Annotated in this window: 18 protein-coding genes and 1 pseudogene; all 19 read right to left on the reverse strand. The window is 41.5% G+C overall.

Annotated features, from left to right (window positions below):
• Positions 1–37 precede the first annotated feature (37 nt).
• Positions 38–2,893, reverse strand: coding sequence for a C69 family dipeptidase (locus N596_RS10390; RefSeq protein ID WP_023027335.1), 2,856 nt, complete (start codon positions 2,891–2,893; stop codon positions 38–40).
• A gap of 239 nt (positions 2,894–3,132) precedes the next feature.
• Positions 3,133–3,807, reverse strand: coding sequence for a rhomboid family intramembrane serine protease (locus tag N596_RS06325; RefSeq protein WP_023027336.1), 675 nt, complete (start codon positions 3,805–3,807; stop codon positions 3,133–3,135).
• The gene (locus N596_RS06330) at positions 3,791–4,330 is read right to left on the reverse strand and encodes a 5-formyltetrahydrofolate cyclo-ligase (RefSeq protein ID WP_042361276.1); all 540 of its coding nucleotides are present in this window, start codon (positions 4,328–4,330) and stop codon (positions 3,791–3,793) included. Before N596_RS06330 ends, N596_RS06325 begins: the two co-directional genes overlap by 17 nt.
• 12 nt (positions 4,331–4,342) lie before the next feature.
• Positions 4,343–5,476, reverse strand: a complete 1,134-nt coding sequence (locus N596_RS06335) for an N-acetyldiaminopimelate deacetylase (RefSeq protein ID WP_023027338.1) — start codon at positions 5,474–5,476, stop codon at positions 4,343–4,345.
• A 60-nt stretch (positions 5,477–5,536) separates the two neighbouring features.
• A complete protein-coding gene (dapD, locus tag N596_RS06340; RefSeq protein WP_006595464.1) occupies positions 5,537–6,235 on the reverse strand; it encodes a 2,3,4,5-tetrahydropyridine-2,6-dicarboxylate N-acetyltransferase in 699 nt (232 codons plus the stop codon).
• Positions 6,236–6,444: 209 nt separating this feature from the next.
• Positions 6,445–7,359, reverse strand: a complete 915-nt coding sequence (locus N596_RS06345; RefSeq protein ID WP_023024610.1) for a hypothetical protein — start codon at positions 7,357–7,359, stop codon at positions 6,445–6,447.
• 69 nt (positions 7,360–7,428) lie between these two features.
• On the reverse strand, positions 7,429–8,340 hold the full coding sequence (locus N596_RS06350) for a hypothetical protein (RefSeq protein ID WP_023024612.1): 912 nt from the start codon (positions 8,338–8,340) through the stop codon (positions 7,429–7,431).
• 17 nt (positions 8,341–8,357) lie between these two features.
• The gene (locus N596_RS06355) at positions 8,358–9,104 is read right to left on the reverse strand and encodes a hypothetical protein (protein WP_023024614.1); all 747 of its coding nucleotides are present in this window, start codon (positions 9,102–9,104) and stop codon (positions 8,358–8,360) included.
• Between the two features lie 10 nt (positions 9,105–9,114).
• Positions 9,115–9,846 carry a hypothetical protein gene (locus N596_RS06360; RefSeq protein WP_023027339.1) on the reverse strand — a complete coding sequence of 244 codons (732 nt, stop codon included), beginning with the start codon at positions 9,844–9,846 and terminating at the stop codon, positions 9,115–9,117.
• A 357-nt stretch (positions 9,847–10,203) separates the two neighbouring features.
• The gene (locus N596_RS06365; RefSeq protein ID WP_023027341.1) at positions 10,204–11,001 is read right to left on the reverse strand and encodes a hypothetical protein; all 798 of its coding nucleotides are present in this window, start codon (positions 10,999–11,001) and stop codon (positions 10,204–10,206) included.
• Between the two features lie 21 nt (positions 11,002–11,022).
• Positions 11,023–12,192: a hypothetical protein gene (locus N596_RS06370; protein WP_023027342.1), complete on the reverse strand. Its 1,170-nt coding sequence runs from the start codon at positions 12,190–12,192 to the stop codon at positions 11,023–11,025.
• 183 nt (positions 12,193–12,375) lie between these two features.
• Positions 12,376–12,852, reverse strand: a pseudogene (locus tag N596_RS06375) (glucose-6-phosphate isomerase); the annotation flags it as partial.
• 440 nt (positions 12,853–13,292) lie between these two features.
• Positions 13,293–13,664 (reverse strand): PTS glucitol/sorbitol transporter subunit IIA, encoded by a 372-nt coding sequence (locus N596_RS06380; protein WP_008808177.1) that lies wholly within the window; start codon positions 13,662–13,664, stop codon positions 13,293–13,295.
• 98 nt (positions 13,665–13,762) lie between these two features.
• Complete coding sequence (gene srlE, locus N596_RS06385; RefSeq protein ID WP_020992831.1) at positions 13,763–14,743, reverse strand: PTS glucitol/sorbitol transporter subunit IIB; 981 nt, start codon at positions 14,741–14,743, stop codon at positions 13,763–13,765.
• A gap of 16 nt (positions 14,744–14,759) precedes the next feature.
• Entirely contained in the window at positions 14,760–15,302 is a 543-nt protein-coding gene (srlA, locus tag N596_RS06390) for a PTS glucitol/sorbitol transporter subunit IIC (protein WP_023024625.1), read from the reverse strand.
• Positions 15,232–15,795 carry a transcriptional regulator GutM gene (locus tag N596_RS06395; protein ID WP_023027346.1) on the reverse strand — a complete coding sequence of 188 codons (564 nt, stop codon included), beginning with the start codon at positions 15,793–15,795 and terminating at the stop codon, positions 15,232–15,234. The genes srlA and N596_RS06395 overlap by 71 nt, the downstream gene beginning before the upstream one ends.
• Positions 15,795–17,621, reverse strand: coding sequence for a BglG family transcription antiterminator (locus tag N596_RS06400; RefSeq protein ID WP_023024629.1), 1,827 nt, complete (start codon positions 17,619–17,621; stop codon positions 15,795–15,797). The genes N596_RS06395 and N596_RS06400 overlap by 1 nt, the downstream gene beginning before the upstream one ends.
• Before the next feature lie 62 nt (positions 17,622–17,683).
• Entirely contained in the window at positions 17,684–18,484 is an 801-nt protein-coding gene (locus N596_RS06405) for an SDR family oxidoreductase (RefSeq protein ID WP_001000837.1), read from the reverse strand.
• 186 nt (positions 18,485–18,670) lie between these two features.
• Positions 18,671–20,020 carry a glucose-6-phosphate isomerase gene (locus N596_RS06410; RefSeq protein ID WP_008808173.1) on the reverse strand — a complete coding sequence of 450 codons (1,350 nt, stop codon included), beginning with the start codon at positions 20,018–20,020 and terminating at the stop codon, positions 18,671–18,673.
• Positions 20,021–20,203 lie beyond the last annotated feature (183 nt).

Here is a 20,203-nt window from a genome sequence, read left to right on the forward strand (position 1 = left end):
CCGGCCTCTTTTTCTTTCTTAAAAACAGGTTGGTTCTTTAGGCTTTATTCTGTTTGCGTTTTTCTACATAGAAGGCAAATCCAAGTGCACTAATCAAGACACCACCGATGATACCAACCATTGAAATGGTTTGTCCAGTAGATGGCAATTTTTTGCTTTCTGTTTTTTCTTCTACCTTAGCTGCTGTTTTGTAAACAACTCCATAAGATGAGAAATGATTGGTTGTGAAGGTTACCTTGCTCTTGTCTTCATTCAAGCTGAACTGGTAGGTCTCAACCTTGCCATCTTCTCCAATCCCTACAACAGATTCTACTTCTTTCTTAGGATCCACTGGCATGGTCACCACAGTTGGGCTGAATTGATGAACAGGGCCATTTTGATTTGACAACTGAATGTCGTAAATCTGATAGTCTTTACCTTTGAGGGCTTGGACATCCTTCAATACAGAAGCTACCAAATTAAAGCCACCTTGGGCAAAGTCTGGGTTTTGTAGGGTGATTCCAGTAACAGGATCTACTAAAATGTAGGAATTCGTAGGAAGAACTGGACGATTGTTTGTAGTTGGAGCAGGGACAATCGTAGTTGATGTGTTTACATCCTTGTTTGGCTCAGTACTTGGTTGAGTTGGCTTGGTTTCGTTCTTGCTTGGCTCAGTACTTGGCTCAGTTGGTTGAGTTGCATCCGTGCTTGGTTCAGTCGTTGTAGTTGTGGTTTCATCCTTGCTTGGCTCGGTACTTGGTTGAGTTGGCTTGGTTTCATTCTTGCTTGGCTCAGTACTTGGAGCTGTTGTTGTAGTTGCATCTGTGCTTGGCTCGGTACTTGAAGCTGTTGTTGTAGTTGCGTCAGTGCTTGGCTCGGTACTTGGAGCTGTTGTTGTAGTTGCGTCAGTGCTTGGCTCGGTACTTGAAGCTGTTGTTGTAGTTGCGTCAGTGCTTGGCTCGGTACTTGGAGCTGTTGTTGTAGTTGCGTCAGTGCTTGGCTCAGTACTTGGAGCTGTTGTCGTAGTTACGTCAGTGCTTGGCTCAGTACTTGGAGCTGTTGTCGTAGTTACGTCAGTGCTTGGCTCAGTACTTGGAGCTGTTGTCGTAGTTGCGTCAGTGCTTGGCTCAGTACTTGGAGCTGTTGTTGTAGTTGCGTCAGTGCTTGGTTCAGTACTTGGAGCTGTTGTCGTAGTTGCGTCAGTGCTTGGCTCAGTACTTGGAGCTGTTGTCGTAGTTACGTCAGTGCTTGGTTCAGTACTTGGAGCTGTTGTCGTAGTTGCGTCAGTGCTTGGCTCAGTACTTGGAGCTGTTGTTGTAGTTGCGTCAGTTGGTTCCTTGTAATCATCTGGAAGAGATGCCCGATACGGATCATCTGTTCTCCCCGCTTCTTTCAAGGTCGCTGAAAGCTCTGCTTCGTATTGTTTAAATTGTTTGAAAAGACGTTCAGAACGCGCAATTGATTCAGCAGTTACTTGATCCTCTGCCCCTTTTGCAGCTGCTTCATCAGCTTTCAAGGCAGCGTATTTTGCATCGCTCACTTTTTGTTCGATAATGAGCTGTTCTTCCAGTGCTTTCCAGTGATTTTGGATAGATTTTCCGAAGAGATCTTGGTTATGGATGGCCATTTGGTCGATGTGCCAAACTGTCCAATACCATGAATTTGGATCATAAGTAGCTGTTTGAGGTTTAAAGGCTTCGTAAGTATCTTTTACATTTCCATAGAATGGAACATAAGGGGTATTCCGTGAAGGTCCCATGCCAAGCCATACAGTTCCACCAAATGATTTTGGAAGGTTTGGATTGATTTGATAGACATGGGCATCAATTACATTTTCGTTCCCTAAAGCATACTTGTATTGGTCTTTACGAACAGTATCGTTGCTACCATCATCACCTTGTTTCTTAACACCAATTTGATCATCTGGTACAAAACGTCCATTCAAGTGTTCAAAACGGTTCCGTTGCAATGCAAAAGCATCTTCTAAGGTGTATTTTTTGTTTGGATCGGTTGGTGAACGGAAGAGCTCATACTCATCATCCTCATAAGTGACTTTAGAATCTGGATCTAGTAAGGTAATTCCTGCATAGGTCCGTGAGCGGTCACCTTCAGCATATTTCTCTGGTCCATAAGATTTAGCAATATGGAAGTTACCATCTTTATCAGTCTTATAGTTGCCAGATTCCTTGGCTACTTTTTCTACGTCTTTAGAGGCAATGACATTTTCAGTGTCATTCAAATCAACATGACCTAGATAGTAGGTATTTGCAAAAACTGCGTATTTATCTTCTGGCACCTTCACCGCTACATATTGGTGACCAGAAAGAATTTCCATATACCAAGTTTCATTTTGGTCTGCAAAGACAACCACATTCCCTTCAGCTGAACCTTTTTCTTCGATGACTTTAGCCAGTAATTCAACTCCTTCACGGGCAGTTTTGACACGGGGCAAAATCACATCTAGCATAGCTGCTTCTGGTAGGCCATTCTCTTTCAAGGGATCCGTTGTCAAGACTTTCTTATTTGGGATAGCTGTTACTGTCGCAGTCATGGATACACCGGCTTCATTAAAACCATGTTCCCCGAAAGCGCCGTTGCTACCGTCACCACGAGCAGAGTCATAAGTAGCTGTATATTTCATTTCGTTGGCAGCATGAGGGTAGGTAAATCCATTAGATTCATCCTCGATTTGATCTCCCTCATTATAAGTCTTGGCATCGACAACAACATAGTTTTTGTTGTGTTTTCCACCATTTGGATAATAAGGATAGTCCTCAGTCCGACCAAACAGGGTGGTACCATCCTTGGTCAACTGGCGACCAATGATAAATCCACAGCAGGCCTGAACGGCTTGAATTGGTAGGAGTAAGAACGTCATCGCTATCAAAGCTAGTTTAAACAACCATTTCTTCATCGCAAATCTCCTTTTTGCTTATTTTTGTCCTCAAGCGATTTTGGACACAAGTAGGTTTTATATACTACCAGTCTACTCCTTTTCAACCAGTTTTGCAAGCGCTTTCTTTTTACAATTTTATTCATTTATTTGTGATATTTTTAGCTTTCTCTATCGTTTTTAAGAAATATATACAAAAAAACTGAGACTTCACTCAGTTTTCAGATAGTTTACAAATGTGCTACAAATCCTTGGAAAGACTAAGACATAAGAGCCCATGCATAAAGAAGGGTGGCTCCAGCTATATAAAGGAGCAGAGCTCCCAAGCGCCAAGTTTTTTTCACGCTATCTCGCTCACCATAGACTGGAAAGACAAAGGCTAGAATCCCTCCTCCTACCAAGCCTCCTAAGTGACCTGCCAGACTAATCCCCGGCATAAAGCTAAAGAGGATATTGACCAGGATCAATGAAGTATAACTTTGGCTCAGATACTGAATGTAGGGACTCCGAGCAATGAAGCGCAAACTGGCAATGGCCCCAAAGATGCCGAACAAGGCGGTAGAAGCCCCAGCTGCGACGACTTCTGGAGAAAAGGTCATCACAAAAAGATTGCCCATTAAACCTGATAAGATGTAAAGGACTAGAAAAGCTTTGGAGCCAAATAAATCCTCTGCGATTCTTCCGAGAAAATAGAGGGTAACCATGTTTAAAACAAAATGTTGCAAGCCAATATGAACAAACATGGCAGCAAGCAAACGCCAGCTCTGACTCGGGTCTACCTGAATTTCAGCTCCTAGGACACCCCCAAAATCATAAACAGTCTGGACAGATTCATAGTTAAAGCCACGAACCAGCAACATGGATAGAAAAACGCCGGTTGTTAATAGAAGCAAGCTACTGGTCACTGGGTATTTCTTATCAAATAGTTGATTCATCCACTAGAACCTCCTTAACAGGGATATCATGGGGAGCAGGTGAAAAGTCTGCTTCTTGGCAAGCATAGATGGTGCTGACGGTCGCTCCGTCGAAATCTACCAAATAGCGATCGTAATAGCCTCCTCCATAACCCAGCCGATAGCCATCCTTTTGAAAGGCTACTCCGGGAACATGGATTAGGTCAATCTCCGACTTATCTATTGCTTGAGTCCCATCCTCTGGTTCCATGAGGCCAAAGGATGTTTGTTTCAACTTCTGAGGATCATAGGCCACAAATTCCATGCGTCCTTTTGGATAGGTTTTCGGAATGACGACCTGCTTGCCATCTGCTTGAGCTGCGTCAATCAGAATACTCGTATCCACCTCATGCGGGAAGGACAAATAGGACGCTATAACACTTGCTTCTTGGTAAGCTGACAAAGAGCGTAAACGCTGGATCAAGGCTTGATCGGCCCTTCGCTTGGTCTCCGACTCCAAACCTTTCATCTTCTTCAATACACTTTTTCGAATACTTGCTTTCATTTCCATCTTTCTTTATTGATTAGCTTTCATTTGTAAGAAAGGACTAATGGCCTTTACACCGAAGGACAAGGCCTCTTCCTTGGGACTCATCTGAGGATGATGAAGGGCATAAGGACTGTCCACTCCCAACCAGAACATGACCCCATCCACTTTTGACAAGAGATAACCAAAATCCTCTCCGGTCATCGCGGGCAGGATATCAATCAAGGTGACATCTTCTGCTTGATTAAAGAAGGTCATCAGTTCATCTGCCAAGTCTGGATTGTTTTCCACTGGCAAATAGCCCCCCTGCTTGAGTTCCAAATCTATGTCCATATCAAAAGTCGCTGCAACTCCTCTCGCAATTGTCTCAAGCCGCTTCTGGGTCAAGAGGTTCATTTCCATGGTCAGGGTCCGAATCGTCCCATGCAGAAAGGCCGTCTCCGCAATGACATTATTGGTCGTGCCCGCATGCATGGAACCAAAGGTCACAACTGCTCCCTCGATAGGATCGACATTACGGCTGACAATGGTTTGAACCTGGGTGACAAAATAGCTGGCAGCAACCAAGGCATCCTTAGCTTCATGCGGAAAAGCGGCGTGTCCACCTTTTCCTTTAAAGGTCAGCTTCACTTCACAGGTCCCTGCAAAGAGGGTCCCCCGATTGGTCGCAATCTCACCTACCTTTAAGTCTGGTCGGACATGGAGACCGTAGAATTGATCAGGCAGCCAGTCTCCAAAGGCACCATCTTCATACATGAGCATGCCTCCGGCTTCATTTTCCTCGGCTGGTTGAAAAAGGAACAAGAGATTGTTCTTAGGCTGTTCTTGGACCAGTTGCTCCAACAAGCCCAAGGCTAGGGTCATATGAACATCATGGCCACAGGCATGCATCCGACCTTCGTGACGGGACGCAAAGTCAAGACCAGTCTGCTCAACAATGGGCAGTCCATCAATATCCGTCCGCCAGCCAATGGTCTTTTCGGGATTGGAACCCTTCAGAAAAACCAGGATCCCCGTCCGCCAGGTCCGTTGCTCGACAAACCCTTTTCCCTCGGTGATTTCTGCAATGCGCTCCAAAAGATAGGCTTGTGTTTTAAATTCTTCTAGTCCAATTTCTGGGATTTGATGCAGGTCCCGTCGAATCTTTACTAAATCAAGTATCATATTCGTCTTTCTCTTTTGAGAAGAAGCCGAGGTATCCCCCAGCTTCCTACTTCTATACTCTTAAAGGTTACGCAAAGCATCCTCAAGTGCTGTTTTTTGTTGCGTCTGCTCGTCAATGGTCTTGATCACGCGCGCAGGTACACCGGCTACCACTACATTTTCAGGCACATCCTGGGTAACAATCGCACCTGCCGCTACGACGGAGCCATTACCAACTTGAACCCCTTCGATGACGACGGCGTTGGCACCCACCAAGACGTTATCCCCGATACGAACTGGTTCTGCAGAGGCTGGCTCAATGACACCTGCAAGGACTGCTCCTGCTCCGATATGGCTATTTTTACCAACCGTTGCACGGCCACCAAGAATAGCCCCCATATCGATCATGGTCCCCGCACCGATTTCAGCACCGATATTGATGACCGCTCCCATCATGATCACCGCATTGTCTTCAATGGTCACCTGGTCTCGAATGATCGCACCCGGTTCAATCCGGGCATTCAAATAACGCTTGTCCAGCAAAGGTACCGCTGAATTGCGACCATCTTGCTCTACGATATAGTCTTTGTTTTCTGTTAAGTTGGCAAGAAGGGGCTCAATCTCTTTCCAGTCTCCAAATAGGACATTGCCTAGCTTTACAACGGATGCTGGAAGCTCTCCTGCCAATTCCCCTTCAAAGGTCACTTTTACGTTGGTTTTCTTTTCTGCATTGCCGATAAAGGCGATAATTTCTTGTGCAGTCATTTTTTGTGCAGTCATGGCGATACCTCTTGTTCTATGTAGTCAGTCCTCTAGGAAGATAGGCTACTTTTGAACTCTTTGATTTTACTATTATAGCATAATTTGCAAGAATTCTTTCTCATCTAAAGATTTCATCAAAGCAACACGTTCTGGACCAATAGAGACAAGTAGAGAGGCCAGAATTTTTTGACAACCCCTAAATAGGAATTCTCAGATGATCTTATCGATTATGATTTATCCTCAACACTCCTTATACTTTTCAAACGGAATCTTCCCCCAGTTTCATCAAAAGACATAAAGACACTCATCTTATCCCTTGTAGTATAGACGATTGTAATTCGTTTGACTCCCCCAATAGCATAATTATTATGCATAAAGTCAGGAGTTCCTAATTCTTTTACAGCTTCTGTCAACTCTAGACCTTCTTCAGATGAAGCTTGCAAAGCCTTATAGTCTTTACTTGTTTTCGTGACTTCTCCTCTAAAACTTTTCCTAGTATAATAGGTCACACTACTGAGTTCCATAGAATCTTGTTCTTTCAGAAAATTAAGAGACAAGCGCCCTGTATCCCCGACGAGCTCATATTCTAATCCGATTCTCTGGCTACCGTCGGAGCTAGAGGACAGGTGACCAGAGACCGCTTTCCCAATCTGATCGACAATCTGCTCTGGCGTTACATTAGGTTCATTCGCTTTTCTCACTAAAGAAATGAAATCCTCTATGGACAATTCAATTCTGTGGTCCTTGTCAATATAAGGAGAATCTTCTCCAAAAAATGTAAATTCAGTTTTTACGGATGAATCTGTTGGGAGCTTCTCAGTCTTTTTAGTGGTTGAATAGGAATCTCTTTGATGGGAAAGGTATCTTACATAGTGGAGAGCCCCACAAAAGAGACACACAATGACGACAAGACCTATCCCTAGCTTCAGGAGACCACTGCGACGAGAAAACCAGGATGCTTTGAACTGGCCCATTTGGGATGCGTATACTCGATCTGATCTCGAATATTTGTCTTCCTCAAATTGATCTTTGGATTCAAATACCTCTCCTTGTGGTTGACCTTCTGAAAACACCTCCGGTACTTTTTTATTCCCCCCTGGCACTTTTGACCATTCTCGTTGAATTTTTCTACCTTTTTGCATTTCACTCTCCCTTATTCTCGTTTCTCAGGATGGAAGAAAACGGAATGAGACTCCTCCTTCTCACTTTAGTTATTCTTTTTTATCCTTTAATTTCGTCATACTTCCCAAACGGAAAAAATCTCCATCTTGATCAAAATACAAGGTAACTCGCATCTCATCACTTGCTTTATAGGAGATAGCAATTTGAGCCTCCGTCCCAGGTAAAAAACTGGAATAGAGCCAATCTGGTACTCCCAATTCTTTGATAGCTTCCATCAACTCCACCCCCTCTTGACCTGGCTGAGGAATAAGAGCACTATAATCATCACTTGTTCTTTCAGTTGATTCTCTCTGGCTTTCTAGGGTAAAATACTGAATCGAATGCAGAAGGAGGCGATTCTCCTTTTCACTAAAATCAAAGTCCAGTGCTGCTTTATTATCGGTAAGGAGATACGTCAATACACTTCCTCGACTACCATCAGAGTCTATACTCACATATCCATCTCTTGCTTTTCCTAATTGGTTGAAAATATCATCCATAGTAAGGTTGGCATCATTAATTTTTCTAATGTATGCGACAACCTCCTCTATATTGATATCAATTTTATGATTTGGGTCTGTATAGCGAGAGTTTTTATTAAAAAGATTTTTAAATTCCTTATCTGATAAACGAGCCTCTGTCCCCTTGCTTAATTTTACAGAGTGAGAATCATGCGCAGGTGATTTCACATATCGAGACACAATGTTAAAAAGGAACAAGAGGAACAGACCTCCTAGCACTAGCTTGAAGAAAATAGAGAAATGAGCTAAGTAAGACTTCTTAAGCACACTTTTTTGAAGATTCTCTCCACCATTTCGCTTCCCTGTTTTTGCTTCTTTGACCCTGCTTGGTAGTTCCATCCTATCATTCTGCAGATTACTTTTTGAAGAGAGCTCTGAAGAGATTTTATTTCCACCTGGGACCTTAGTCCATTCTCTCTGAATCTTTCTACCTTTTTCCATTCAATTTCTCCCCTCTATCAGGTAAGACTTGTAATCCCTTGAGAGTCCACCTGGCTCTTTCGCAACAAATAGCAAGAACCATCCATTATTTTAATCTCTAATAAATAAGATTTCCCCTTCTCATCCTGAAAGGATAGTTGAAATCCTTCCTGATCAGGGCTGATTTGGCGTCGGACGAAGGATTGTAGGCCCTGATAGCTACCTAGAAGTGCTTTAAGATCCATCTTTTCTCCAGGTTCTAAGCTCTGGTAAACTTTTTCTGAAAAAGCTTTGTTCCCCTCCCGGTCTAGATTGGCTAGACTGGCGTCGATCTCTTCTAGCAGATAGCTCCCATCAGCCCCCTTGCTAAAAAGCAAACGGATGGAGGCTCCCTTTCCCCTATCGTCCCATCGATAGAGCAGGGAGAGACTGGGTTGCTTGCTTGCTGTAGATTGAAAGAGAACTTTCTCTTGGGGGTGCCCCATCTCCTTCAGAAGGGTCTCCAGGCGACTTCCAGTCTGCTTCAGACTACCGTTTTGGTTCTTTATCGATAGAGGGAAGCGCTCGATCTGTTCCAAGGTCCATGGCGAATCCTTTTTTTCATTCGTTTCTTTTAAGAGTCGCTCCCCTTGAAATTCTTTCGCTTTAAAAGTTGATAAGTTCTTTATTTCACTTATCGCTGTAGAACTTTTGGGTGGATGACTAAGGACCTCTAGACCCATCCCTAAGAGGAACGCTAGCAGCAGGAGACCAGGAATTTTTAGCTTCTTGATGACTGTATCCATTTACTCCTCCTTATTCGACCTTAACTAGATGATAGTGAGCATCTTTTTGGGCTTGCAAAGTGAGAAAGACGAGCCCCTCTTGTGCACGGTAGGTTAGGACCAAAACTGTCTTTCCATCCTTACGATTCAAAAGCAATGATTGTGGCAAGCCAACCTTTTGTAAAATGTCTTCTAGTTTCATGCCAGTTTTCTCTTTCCCACTAGCAAGACTGGTCAAGGCTGCCTTTTTCAGCTGTTTACTTTCTAAATTGTGCTTAGAGCTTGGTTGATAGCCCTGAATAGCTGTTAGATAGTAGCCATCCTTCATATGGGTAAATTCAAATTGGTATCTATCTCGACCATCTTGTGTCGTTCCATAGCTGAGACGAAGGAGCTGCGTTCTAGCTTTTGACTCCAGCCGAGCTTGCTTGGCTCCCCCTAATTTTTTGACCAGGGTCTCCGGTGTCGTCCCCTTGGTGCTTAGCTCACCAGTCCCATCTCCTATTTTAAATTCTAGCAATTCCTCCAAATGCACCCCAACTTCTGGTCGATCTGATTTCGCCAGGAAGTCCTGCAGATAGGCTTCTTCCTTGCTGAAGGTCACTTGCTGGTCTGAACTTAGCTGGTCTTGTGGTCTCCCAGAAGTAGCAAGCCCATATCCTATTCCCAGCATTGCGAGGATCCCTAAAATAATTCCTCTTTTTTGGATGAAAGCTAAGAGGGTCTTCAGATGTTTTCTTATGGTTTCCTTTACATTATCCATTCTGCGATCGTATCTGTATCCCTTTCCGTCCAACTGTTCACACCTGTTTCCTTTGGCAACATATCCTACTATACCATAAATATCCTGTCCCCGCTAGAACAGAGAAGAGAGTGGGACAGAAATCGGTCATTCGTTAGAATTCGATTTCGCGGTCCCACCTCCGCACAGTTGAGTAGGGCTGTAAAAGCTGATGAAATCAGCGTAGTAGAGCCCACTCAACCACTGCGTCTTGCTCGACAATCCAAAGACAATTAAGAGGCTAGGACTTTTGTCCCAGCCTCTTTTCTTGTTTTTAGGTGAATGGATTTTTCTTCCTTCACATCTTTCAAAGAGAATGAATGAAGAGCCCCTTCTTCATCATAATTTTTTTTCAGATAAAAGGAAATCTCCATCAGATTGTCTCACAAAAGTCAACCTATATTCAGAAGAACTTGAGGATTTTATATTTACTGTCATTGTAGTAACAATATCTTTAGTTTTATAGTCTTCATCTGCAGACATTGAAAGACTAGAAATAGTATGATCCTTAATCACTTCCTTGTAGGACACTCCATCCTTACCAGTTTTAGCATCTCCCACTTTCAGTTTATCATAGTAAGATGAGGTCATAAAATCGTCCTCAGCTTCTTTATGATTCCCTAAATAATAGAGGTTTTTTAAATAGTAATTGTCCCCTTTCTTCTGAAACGTAAGGCGCATTTCACGAACAGTACGATAACTAGTCAGTGTATCATCCTGATCTTCTTGTAACTCGCCCCATTCTAAATCAATTTTATCTTTTCTAAACGTGCCTTTCAAAGCTTTGCCATGTACATCCACAACATCTTCAATGCTTGTGCCTAAATCTGGAGTTTCGTATGTACCAAACTCCAAATCAGCTAAATCATCAATGTTCCAAGAAAATTCTGCTTCTTCCGGATCAATATACTTACCAGCCTGATCTCGTTTTGATTCTCCTGCGTTAGCTGTTGGGTGAAGGGCTGGTTCGCTACTTTTAGCATTTGCTGCACCAAAAGAACGACCAAGAAATAGACCTGCAATGACTCCTAAGACTGCAAAAACACTAACACAAGCGATTAACAGACCTTTCCCTGGCTTCTTTTGATTACCAGTTTCTGGCACACCAAATGGTGCCTGTGATTGATTCATATTCATCTTTCATCTATCTCCTCTATATTAATAACGTTCTGGACCAATGTATAAGAAATCTCCATCTGGTTGTGCTAAGAAGCGCAATGTCTTATAATCGTCACCGACCTTAAAGTTTACGGTTGCAATAACACGAGTAGAGTCATACTTTTCTCCGTCCTCAGTCATTTTTGTTTCTGTTCCAATTCGGACAACATTTGATTTATGCTTTTTCAAAACTTCTGATAGGGAAGTTCCACCTTCACCAGTTTTCTTATCTCCTGTTTTCAGATTTTTGAATTCTTTTGTACTCAACTCACGATCTGCAGAAGTATCTTCATCTTCATCGTCTGCATAGAATTCTTCTAAGTCAAAAGCTTCTACAGTTTTCAAATAATAATTGCCATCAACTTTTTCAAATCGGAAATAAACATTCTGATGTTCAGCATTCTTTGCGCGATCCCAATAAAGAGTAAGGCTATTCTTATCATACTCTACACTGGAAGCCAATCCATAGGTTTCAACAATCTGATCAGCAGTCAACCCATAACCATCCTTGTTGGTATAACTCAAGGTAGCAAGGTCTTTAAGAGTCCAGGTGAAAACAGTCTCCTTCTTTTCTGTAATGAAGCTGTTTTTTACCTTCTTTGCTTCTTCATTAGCGAGTTCTAAGCGTTTTGTTCGATTAGCATCTGCTTGAGGCTTAGATGAATTTCCCCAGAAATAGCCAGCTCCGCCACCAATTAATCCACCAAGAAGGAGTGCAAGAAGGGAAAAGACAACAATTTTCGTCCATCCACGCTTCGGTTTTGGCTGAACATTCCATTGCGATTGGAAGGCTTGAGGGTTCCCTTGTTGGTAGAAAGGATTGTTTTCTACCTGAGGAGCTTGGTTTTGGAAAAATTGTCCCTGCCCACCAGCTTGTGGTCCTTCTACTGGAGAAGACTGTTGAAAGGCTTGCGCTCCTGGTGCGCCAAATGGCTCATAAGCTGTTTGACCAGTTTGTGCTCCAAAAGGTTCTTGAACGTTTTGACCAGTTTGGGCTCCAAAAGGTTCTTGAACAGTCTGCCCTCCTTGTGCTCCAAAAGGTTCTTGAACGCTTTGACCAGTTTGGGCTTCAAGAGGTGGTTGAACGGTTTGTTCGTCTTTCGCTCCCAAAGGTTCTTGGACAGTTTGTCCCTCTTGTGTTCCAAAAGGTGTCTTGTCTTCTGTTGTCATAATCTCTCCTTTACTAAGAACCTTCGCCCATCATCCTCCCCACTTTTTGTGGCCATAGTTTGACGTGCAAAGTATAAATATCGTAGTTCTACTATATCATAAAACCGTCTACTTTTCCACCTCATTCTGAGATATTGAAAGCGATTAAAAAACGACCTCTTTCGAGATCGTTTTGTCTGTCGATTAAAGACGAGCGTTCAATTCTTTGCTCAATTCTTCAAATCCTGGTTTACCAAGAAGGGCAAACATGTTGCGTTTGTATGCTTCAACACCTGGTTGGTCAAATGGGTTGATGGCATTCAAGTAACCTGAAAGGGCGATAGCCAACTCAAAGAAGTAGATAGTGTAGCCAAGAGTGAAGGCATCTTGCTCAGGAAGAGTTACGTACATGTTTGGTACGTCACCGTCAGTGTGGGCAAGAAGAACACCGTCAGTCGCTTTTTTGTTTACGAAGTCAACGTCTTTTCCTTGGAGGTAACCAAGTCCATCAAGGTCTTCTTCCAATGTAGGGATGATCACGTTCTTACGTGGTTTATCCACACGGACAACTGTTTCAAACATGATACGAGTTCCTTCTTGGATAAATTGACCCAATGAGTGCAAGTCTGTTGAGAAGTTAGCTGAAGTTGGGTAAATCCCTTTTTGGTCTTTCCCTTCTGTTCAGGCACCCCTTATGGATGCATCTGCTGGAAATTCCCTTGCACTGGCTGGCTAGTTTGATTGACTTCAAGCTCTTTGCGCTTGACCCTGACCGTCTTTTTCTGGCATGTTTTTATCCTTATAAATTTTGTTGATTTGTCATATTGCGAAAACATTGAAAAACAATGACAAATTTTACAATATTAAAACATAAATTATTTTCCCTATCAAAAAGGGAGTGGGAAAGAACTTCAAACAAGTTAAAAAGTTCATCTTCCCACCCCCGCACAGTTGATCAGGCAATCTTTGGGGCTTAAAAAGCGAAGGAAGATGCCAATCAACCACTGCGTCATCTATTTTTTCTAATTTAGACCCAGAAGCCTGGACTTTTTGTCCAAGCTCTGAATCAATTTTTTAGACTTTTATTTTTCTAAATTGCTTGATTTTAAATTTTGTTATGGTCAAGCAGTTTCGAAAATCTGAATGGTAGAGTCCTTTTCAATTACTACTGCTTGGTCTGCTGCAACATGGAGAGTGCCCGGCAGGCTGCCCTCTTTTGAACCATCAAAAGAAATAGTGATATGGCCCAGTCCAGTTAAATTTTTTTCTACTACATTTCCTACTGCAGTAATCGAATATTCCTGACTATCTACGACCAGCTTTCCACCTTCTAGTATTGCACCTAGAAGATTTTTGTTATCGATTTTAAAACAATACTCTGCTAAGTCTTCTGGAGCTTCTTCTCCAAATAAAATGAGCATATTAGCGTCTTGAATCATATTCTGAGCTTCAGGCCCCACTTGAATTACTTTAGCTTCAAAAATTTTCTTCATCTAATTCCTATTCATCCTTTCTCAAATCTGTCATAAACTTATGTTTGTAGATAAGTTTAACATAATAGTTGCTATATTTACGTGCATCTATCAAAGGTCTACTGATAAAGGCCAATACTAGCTATCCAAGCTACTAGCACCCGCGGAACACCATTGAGAAAGCGTGAATAAAGCACAGAAGGGACACCAACCTCAACTGTTTCAGCCTTGGCTTCAGATAGACCGAGTGCTACAGGAATGAAATCACAACCGTTTTGAGTGTTGATAGCAAATATAGCTGGCAGAGCCATTTGGGGCGGAATATTCCCTTTGCCGATTTCAACTCCAATTAAGGTTCCAATAATCTGACTGATAACAGCTCCGGGGCCTAACAAAGGAGATAGGAATGGCAAGGAACAGATAAAGCCAATCAAAATGAGTCCCCAGATGTTCCCAGCTAGGGGAACCATTAATTTTGCCAGCCAATTTCCAACACCTGAACCTTGAATAACCCCAATCAGCAAGGAAACAAAGGCCATGAAAGGAATGATCGTATTGAGCATTGTTTGTATGGCTTCACGAGCAGCCTGGTTGAAAGTCGCAACGACCTTCCCAGCACCCATCCCAATTCTTGCTACAATACTTGTTTCAGCTTTTTGCTCTGTAATTTTTTTACTAGTATCGTAAGTTGGCTTTTCTGTTACCACAGTTGTCGCTTTTTCGTCTTCATTAGCAGCAGAAATTTGATTAAGACCAACTGCTGACACATAGATTTCCTCGGTTATATATTGAGCTAGAGGCCCACTTTTCCCTGTAGCGACAATATTTATTGTAGGGATCCCCTTTTTAGGATAAATACCACAGCGAAGAGTACCGCCACAATCCACGATTGCTAAAGCAATTTCCTCATCTGGGATAGAAGTTTTAAACCCATTAACAGCTTCCATACCGGTCAAATCAGCAATTTTATCTACAATATCTGGCTTTTCTCCTCCGCCAGTGATATAGATGAATTTATGCTTAGCTTCACTAGGTGTAATGACCAAAGGTCCTCCGAAACCGCCATTTCCTTTAACAACTTTTATACTCTTATATGACATAATTTCACTCTTTCTATCAATCAAATGTTTTACTCAAGGTAACACCTTGCTGTTTTGCTACATAAGCAGTTGTAAAATCGGTCACCCAACCGCCTACAAAGTTCATGACAAGCCCAACAAGCATGTAACGAATGGCTAAGTCCATTTGACTTAAACCTAAAGTTTGAATTCCTGTTGCAATTCCCATCCATACAAACAATTCCCCAGGATTGATATGCGGAAATACACCATTTGAAGTATGGCAGAACTGCATCTGAGCTGCTACAAAACTAGGTTTATAATATTCTGGTAAGAAACGTCCCATACTGATTGCCATCGGATTCCCCAGCATAAAGGCTGAAATGAAAGGTAAAATCATATACCGGCTAACAGGATTTTTGGCAGAAATCTTAGCCAGGGAATTGACCTTCTCTTCTCCCAAGAAAGCGATAAGGGTATTCATTGCAATCAATAGCATTAAGACAAGCGGTACAATATTTGTCATCCAGCTAATAAAGGTTTCTCCACCTAATTGGAAGAGTTTCATAAAACTCTCTGCAAAATTTGTAATGTGATTCATAAGGAACTCCCTTTCTTATTTTTTTTAATAACTGTTTAATAGATAATTGTAAGTAATTCGCATAAAAGCCGAATCCCAGAAAAGAATCAGATGAACTTGTCTCTTTCTCAATACCTGCCTCATGCCAAAGATAGACTTTTCTAGCATCTTCTATGGCTGATTGCATCAACTTATTTTCTTTTCTCACAAGAGGATTATACTTGTCAAAATAATGGATGTCTTCTCCAACATAATCGTCCATATTTTGAAAACGTGCTAAGATTGTGACTCCTTGCATTTTGCTAGCTTTAAGAACCCGACCGTTTTCATCAACCGCGAACATGACAATCGTACCGGATTTGATTCTTCCGGACTTCCTGCCAATCGCTACGCGCCCCAGTCTTCGGAGCATCGTATAGGTCTTATTGAAGTCTTTGAGTTGCTGCCAGCCGAGGAACATTTGAAATATATAAGCTGCCATGATAAATACAGCGAAAATTATTAGCGAATTCATTAAAATACTCCTTTGCTCTTAGAAAATGATAGAAACTCTGTCTCTGTTTCTACAGCCCTCAATGCTTCTTTTAGAGAAGGCTCTCCTGCAATTCGAAAAATGTCGTCATACAATTCCAGCAATTCACTCTCCATTTTGCTTTCAATTTCTGAGGGAATGGCGACTAGAAAGATAAATTCAATCCAATCATCTCCTTTTTGATAGGGCTCTTCTAGCTTTCCAAACATTAAAATAGTTTTTGCATAACCCTGGTTAATTGTATGGGGGAAGGCAATTCCTCCACCAAAAATGGTTGATTGTTTTTTATCCCTATCAATTATCCGATTTCTAAAACCTTCATCAATCATCTGAAGTTTCTCTAACTCTGCAACCATATTTAGCAAGTATTGCTGATAGGTTTTTTGGGGACTCAACCGAAGAAAACGTAAGCTGACTGTTTCTAGATTTTTTTGATGAAAAGCATTGGCCCTCTGCCATTCTTCCTGCAGCCATTGATCATCAAAAAGATGATTAACTTGAATGACTGGAGATTTAGAATCTTTATATTTTAGAGGAACTGTCGTAAAAATCGCGAAATAGTCCTGATTCAAATCCAGATTAAAATCCTCTTCAGAATACTGAGTAATGTCTACATCATTTCCAAGTATTCGTCTGAGTTGCTGAATAATCATCGCAGCAGTTCCTCTTCCTGTTGTGCAAACTACAGCTATCTGCTTGCGAGAACCATTTACAACAGAGTTTTGCTTTCTTAAAATCATTTCAAAATACAAAGCCAGATATCCGATTTCAGATAATTCCAATTCAGAACCAAAAATTGCAGATAGTTCTTCTCCAGCAATTTTCGCCATTTCAAAAGCAAAAGGATATTGAGTTTGAACCTCGCCATGGAATATATCATTAGCTTGCACATGGAAAATCAGTCGATTGATTAAGGGGCCTAGATGAGACTTGATTTCTTCAAATAATTCTTCATCATCAAAGTTAACCAACATTGTTTCTTTGACTTTCTTGACAATCCCTTGAAAAATGTTTGCAAGCTGTTCAGATTGATAAGACGGCTTGCTTAAAGTGTCAATAAAACGGATATTAAACGGAAAACACAAAAAGTCTATCTCAAACTGACTGAGGGAAATCTTATAAGTCATCTCAATATGATAGATTAATTTTTCAACCAAAGGTGTCTCTGTTAAATCATTCCTATAGTAAGGAATAGGGCAACTCAACACCCTAGATGCATGAATACGCTCCACCATAATTGAAATTGTCTTTCGAAGGAGTTCCTTTGTTTCTTTCGGGATTTTATACTCCTGGACTAGCGTCTCCAGAAAAGAAGATGTTGCCTCGGTGAGTGTCTTTCCTTCAAAGTAAGGGGCCACTTGGTGAATATAGAGCAAGCGCAAATTCAGCTCGGACCCCAAGACCTCCAGCCCACGGTTGGGCTTTCCTGAAATAGTGATAGAGTAACTCTCTGCCAAAGATTTTACTTGTTTTAAATCCTTATTAAGGGTACTTCTACTAACACCTGCTTCCTCAGCCAAGTCGTCAATAAGAAGAGGGGAGGTTGACTTAATTAAACGTTTTAGTAAATAGGCAATTCTTTTACTGGAAGAATTGAAGTCACTCTCCCGTTTTAAACTACCAGATAAAATCCTTTCCAACTCAGTATAGTCATACACCTCTAACATTAACTTATCATCTTGTGAGATAATCTGGATACTCGGAGCCAAAACATCATTTAATTGTTGGATACTCTTTTGCAAGGTTTGCATACTAATATCCAGCTCTGAGCGCATATCTACCAAGGAATAAGTTGGCTGTGAGACCATTTTTTCTAAAATGTTATACCATCGATTTACTATGGTCAACTCTCTTCCTCACCTTCATTTTTTTAACCGCGAGTTTTCCCTCCGGCAATATTTGTAGTGACTCCAGTTATATAGCTAGAACGGTCTGAAATATAGAATGCTACAAGGTCAGCTACTTCCCGTAGTTTACCACTTCGTCCCAAAGGAGTTGTTGAAGTTGAAGCATAACCAGCTCGAATATCTTCTACCGTCTTTCCACGGGTATAAGCAAGAGCTTCCTCATAAGAAAGAGTTCGAAGTCCCGTAGCTTCCATAATTCCTGGAGCAATTCCAACCACACGTACACCATGCTTACCCAGCTCTTTTGCCCATGAACGAGTGTAACTATAGACTGCTGCTTTTGTGGCAGCATAGGCACTTTGTCCTTCAGAACCTTCCAAGCCTGCTTCTGAAGCCATGTTCACAATTACACCTTTTCCATTTTTCACTAAAATACGTCCCACTGCCTGACTAACCAGATACAAACCTTTTTGATTAATCATCGTTACTTTTTCGAACGTCTCATCGTCCAATTCGTAAGGACCTTTAGGATTTTCTGCATCGATTAATAATCTAGGGATATTAATCCCTGCATTATTGACCACTGCATCAATATTGCCAAATCTTTCAACTATTTTGGCAACACCCTCTTCTACTTCAGAGCGAGAAGTTACATCAACTTTTACAAATAATAGATTTGGATGACGCAAATCGTTGTCGCTAAGATCGAAATTCGCTACGTTGACACCTAATTCCAGCAATTCTTCAACGATTGCCTTACCGATCCCAGATGACGCGCCAGTCACAAGAACTGTTTTGCCTTTTATGTTTAACCAATCATTCATTTTGATACCTCTCAAATTTTATTTACAAGGCAATTATACAGCGCTTTCATAAATGAATTAAGACACTCTTTTTTACACAGTTCAAAAAAATAATAAACTAATTAAGAGGCTTGTACTAAAAAATCCACAAGAAATGAACTTGTGGATCTCTTTTTATACTCTAAATGAACTCAAGGCATATAAGAATCAAAGGCGTGCATTCAACTCAGCACCCAGCTCTTCAAAGCCTGGTTTTCCAAGAAGGGCAAACATGTTTTTCTTATAAGCCTCAACTCCAGGCTGGTCAAATGGATTGATACCATTCAGGTAGCCAGAAAGAGCAATAGCCAACTCAAAGAAGTAAATAGTGTAGCCCAAAGTGAACTCATCTTGCTCAGGCAGTGTCACAAACATATTTGGAACTCCACCATCAGTGTGTGCTAACAGCACTCCATCTGTAGCTTTTTTATTGACAAAGTCAACATCTTTTCCTTGCAAGTAGCCAAGACCGTCCAAGTCTTCTGCCAATTCAGGAATCAGCACATTTTTGCGAGGTTTATCTACACGTACAACTGTTTCAAAGAGGATACGGGTACCTTCCTGGATAAATTGTCCCAGAGAGTGCAAGTCTGTTGAGAAGTTGGCTGAAGTTGGGTAAATCCCTTTTTGGTCTTTCCCTTCTGACTCACCAGCCAGTTGCTTCCACCACTCAGAGAAGTATTGTAGAGATGGTTCATAGTTAGCTAGAACTTCTGTCAGATAACCTTTACGGTACAAGATATTGCGTACAACTGCATATTGATATGCTTCATTTTCAGCCAACTTATCAGAAGCATAAGCCTTGCGAGCAGCATTTGCTCCTTCCATTAACTTGCTGATATCAGCCCCTGCAGCTGCGATTGGCAAGAGTCCCACTGCTGTCAATACTGTAAAACGACCACCTACACTATCAGGCACTACAAAAGTATCCCAGCCATTAGCATCTGCTTCAACCTTAACTGCACCTTTAGCGCGGTCTGTAGTTGCATAAATCCGTTTATTTGCTTCTTCCTGACCATACTTCTTAACCAAGAGTTCTTTGAAGACACGGAAAGCAATAGCAGGCTCTGTAGTCGTTCCTGACTTAGAAATAACGTTGACAGAGAAATCTTTGTCTGATACATAGTCTACCAAATCAGCCAAATAGCTTGAAGAAATAGAATTTCCAGCATAGAGGATTTGAGGTGCCTTGCGTTCTTCCTTGCTTTGTAGATTTACAAAAGAATTATTCAAGAAATCAATAGCTGCACGAGCTCCTAAATAGGAACCACCAATACCGATTACGATCAATACCTCACTATCAGATTGGATTTTAGCAGCAGCCTTTTGAATACGAGCAAATTCATCTTTGTCATATTCTTCAGGCAAGTTCAACCAGCCAGTCATTTCTGCCCCAGGACCTGTACCATTTCGCAGAGCAGAATCTGCAGCAGTCACTTGAGGCTGCATATAATCTAGTTCATGTGGTGCTACAAATTTATCTAACACCTTTGAGTAGTCAAATTTAATATGTGACATGTTTATCCTCCAATTGTTCTTTTCTTTTATGATAACGCTTTAAGAAAAAATAAGCAAGTGCTTTCGCTATTTTAAAACGTTTACATTTGTATTCTATACTATTTTTCTAAATAAGCTAACCTTAGGACATAACCGAGAGCAATCGTTTGCGTGAGTCAACAAATTTTAGGCCTATTTAGGCCT

It is taken from the genome of Streptococcus ilei (assembly GCF_000479335.1).
GTDB classification, from domain to species: domain Bacteria; phylum Bacillota; class Bacilli; order Lactobacillales; family Streptococcaceae; genus Streptococcus; species Streptococcus ilei.

Excerpts from the sequence above, each read along its gene's own strand:
- N596_RS06405 (WP_001000837.1), bottom strand. The coding sequence starts at position 18,484 with ATGAATGATTGGTTAAACATAAAAGGCAAAACAGTTCTTGTGACTGGC.
- srlE (WP_020992831.1), bottom strand. The coding sequence starts at position 14,743 with ATGTCATATAAGAGTATAAAAGTTGTTAAAGGAAATGGCGGTTTCGGA.
- N596_RS06330 (WP_042361276.1), bottom strand. The coding sequence starts at position 4,330 with ATGAAAGCAAGTATTCGAAAAAGTGTATTGAAGAAGATGAAAGGTTTG.
- N596_RS06370 (WP_023027342.1), bottom strand. The coding sequence starts at position 12,192 with ATGACAACAGAAGACAAGACACCTTTTGGAACACAAGAGGGACAAACT.
- N596_RS06325 (WP_023027336.1), bottom strand. The coding sequence starts at position 3,807 with ATGAATCAACTATTTGATAAGAAATACCCAGTGACCAGTAGCTTGCTT.
- srlA (WP_023024625.1), bottom strand. The coding sequence starts at position 15,302 with ATGAATCACATTACAAATTTTGCAGAGAGTTTTATGAAACTCTTCCAA.
- N596_RS06355 (WP_023024614.1), bottom strand. The coding sequence starts at position 9,104 with ATGGATACAGTCATCAAGAAGCTAAAAATTCCTGGTCTCCTGCTGCTA.
- N596_RS06345 (WP_023024610.1), bottom strand. The coding sequence starts at position 7,359 with ATGCAAAAAGGTAGAAAAATTCAACGAGAATGGTCAAAAGTGCCAGGG.
- N596_RS06395 (WP_023027346.1), bottom strand. The coding sequence starts at position 15,795 with ATGAATTCGCTAATAATTTTCGCTGTATTTATCATGGCAGCTTATATA.
- N596_RS06350 (WP_023024612.1), bottom strand. The coding sequence starts at position 8,340 with ATGGAAAAAGGTAGAAAGATTCAGAGAGAATGGACTAAGGTCCCAGGT.
- dapD (WP_006595464.1), bottom strand. The coding sequence starts at position 6,235 with ATGACTGCACAAAAAATGACTGCACAAGAAATTATCGCCTTTATCGGC.
- N596_RS06380 (WP_008808177.1), bottom strand. The coding sequence starts at position 13,664 with ATGAAGAAAATTTTTGAAGCTAAAGTAATTCAAGTGGGGCCTGAAGCT.
- N596_RS06410 (WP_008808173.1), bottom strand. The coding sequence starts at position 20,020 with ATGTCACATATTAAATTTGACTACTCAAAGGTGTTAGATAAATTTGTA.
- N596_RS06365 (WP_023027341.1), bottom strand. The coding sequence starts at position 11,001 with ATGAATATGAATCAATCACAGGCACCATTTGGTGTGCCAGAAACTGGT.
- N596_RS06400 (WP_023024629.1), bottom strand. The coding sequence starts at position 17,621 with ATGGTCTCACAGCCAACTTATTCCTTGGTAGATATGCGCTCAGAGCTG.
- N596_RS06360 (WP_023027339.1), bottom strand. The coding sequence starts at position 9,846 with ATGGATAATGTAAAGGAAACCATAAGAAAACATCTGAAGACCCTCTTA.
- N596_RS10390 (WP_023027335.1), bottom strand. The coding sequence starts at position 2,893 with ATGAAGAAATGGTTGTTTAAACTAGCTTTGATAGCGATGACGTTCTTA.
- N596_RS06335 (WP_023027338.1), bottom strand. The coding sequence starts at position 5,476 with ATGATACTTGATTTAGTAAAGATTCGACGGGACCTGCATCAAATCCCA.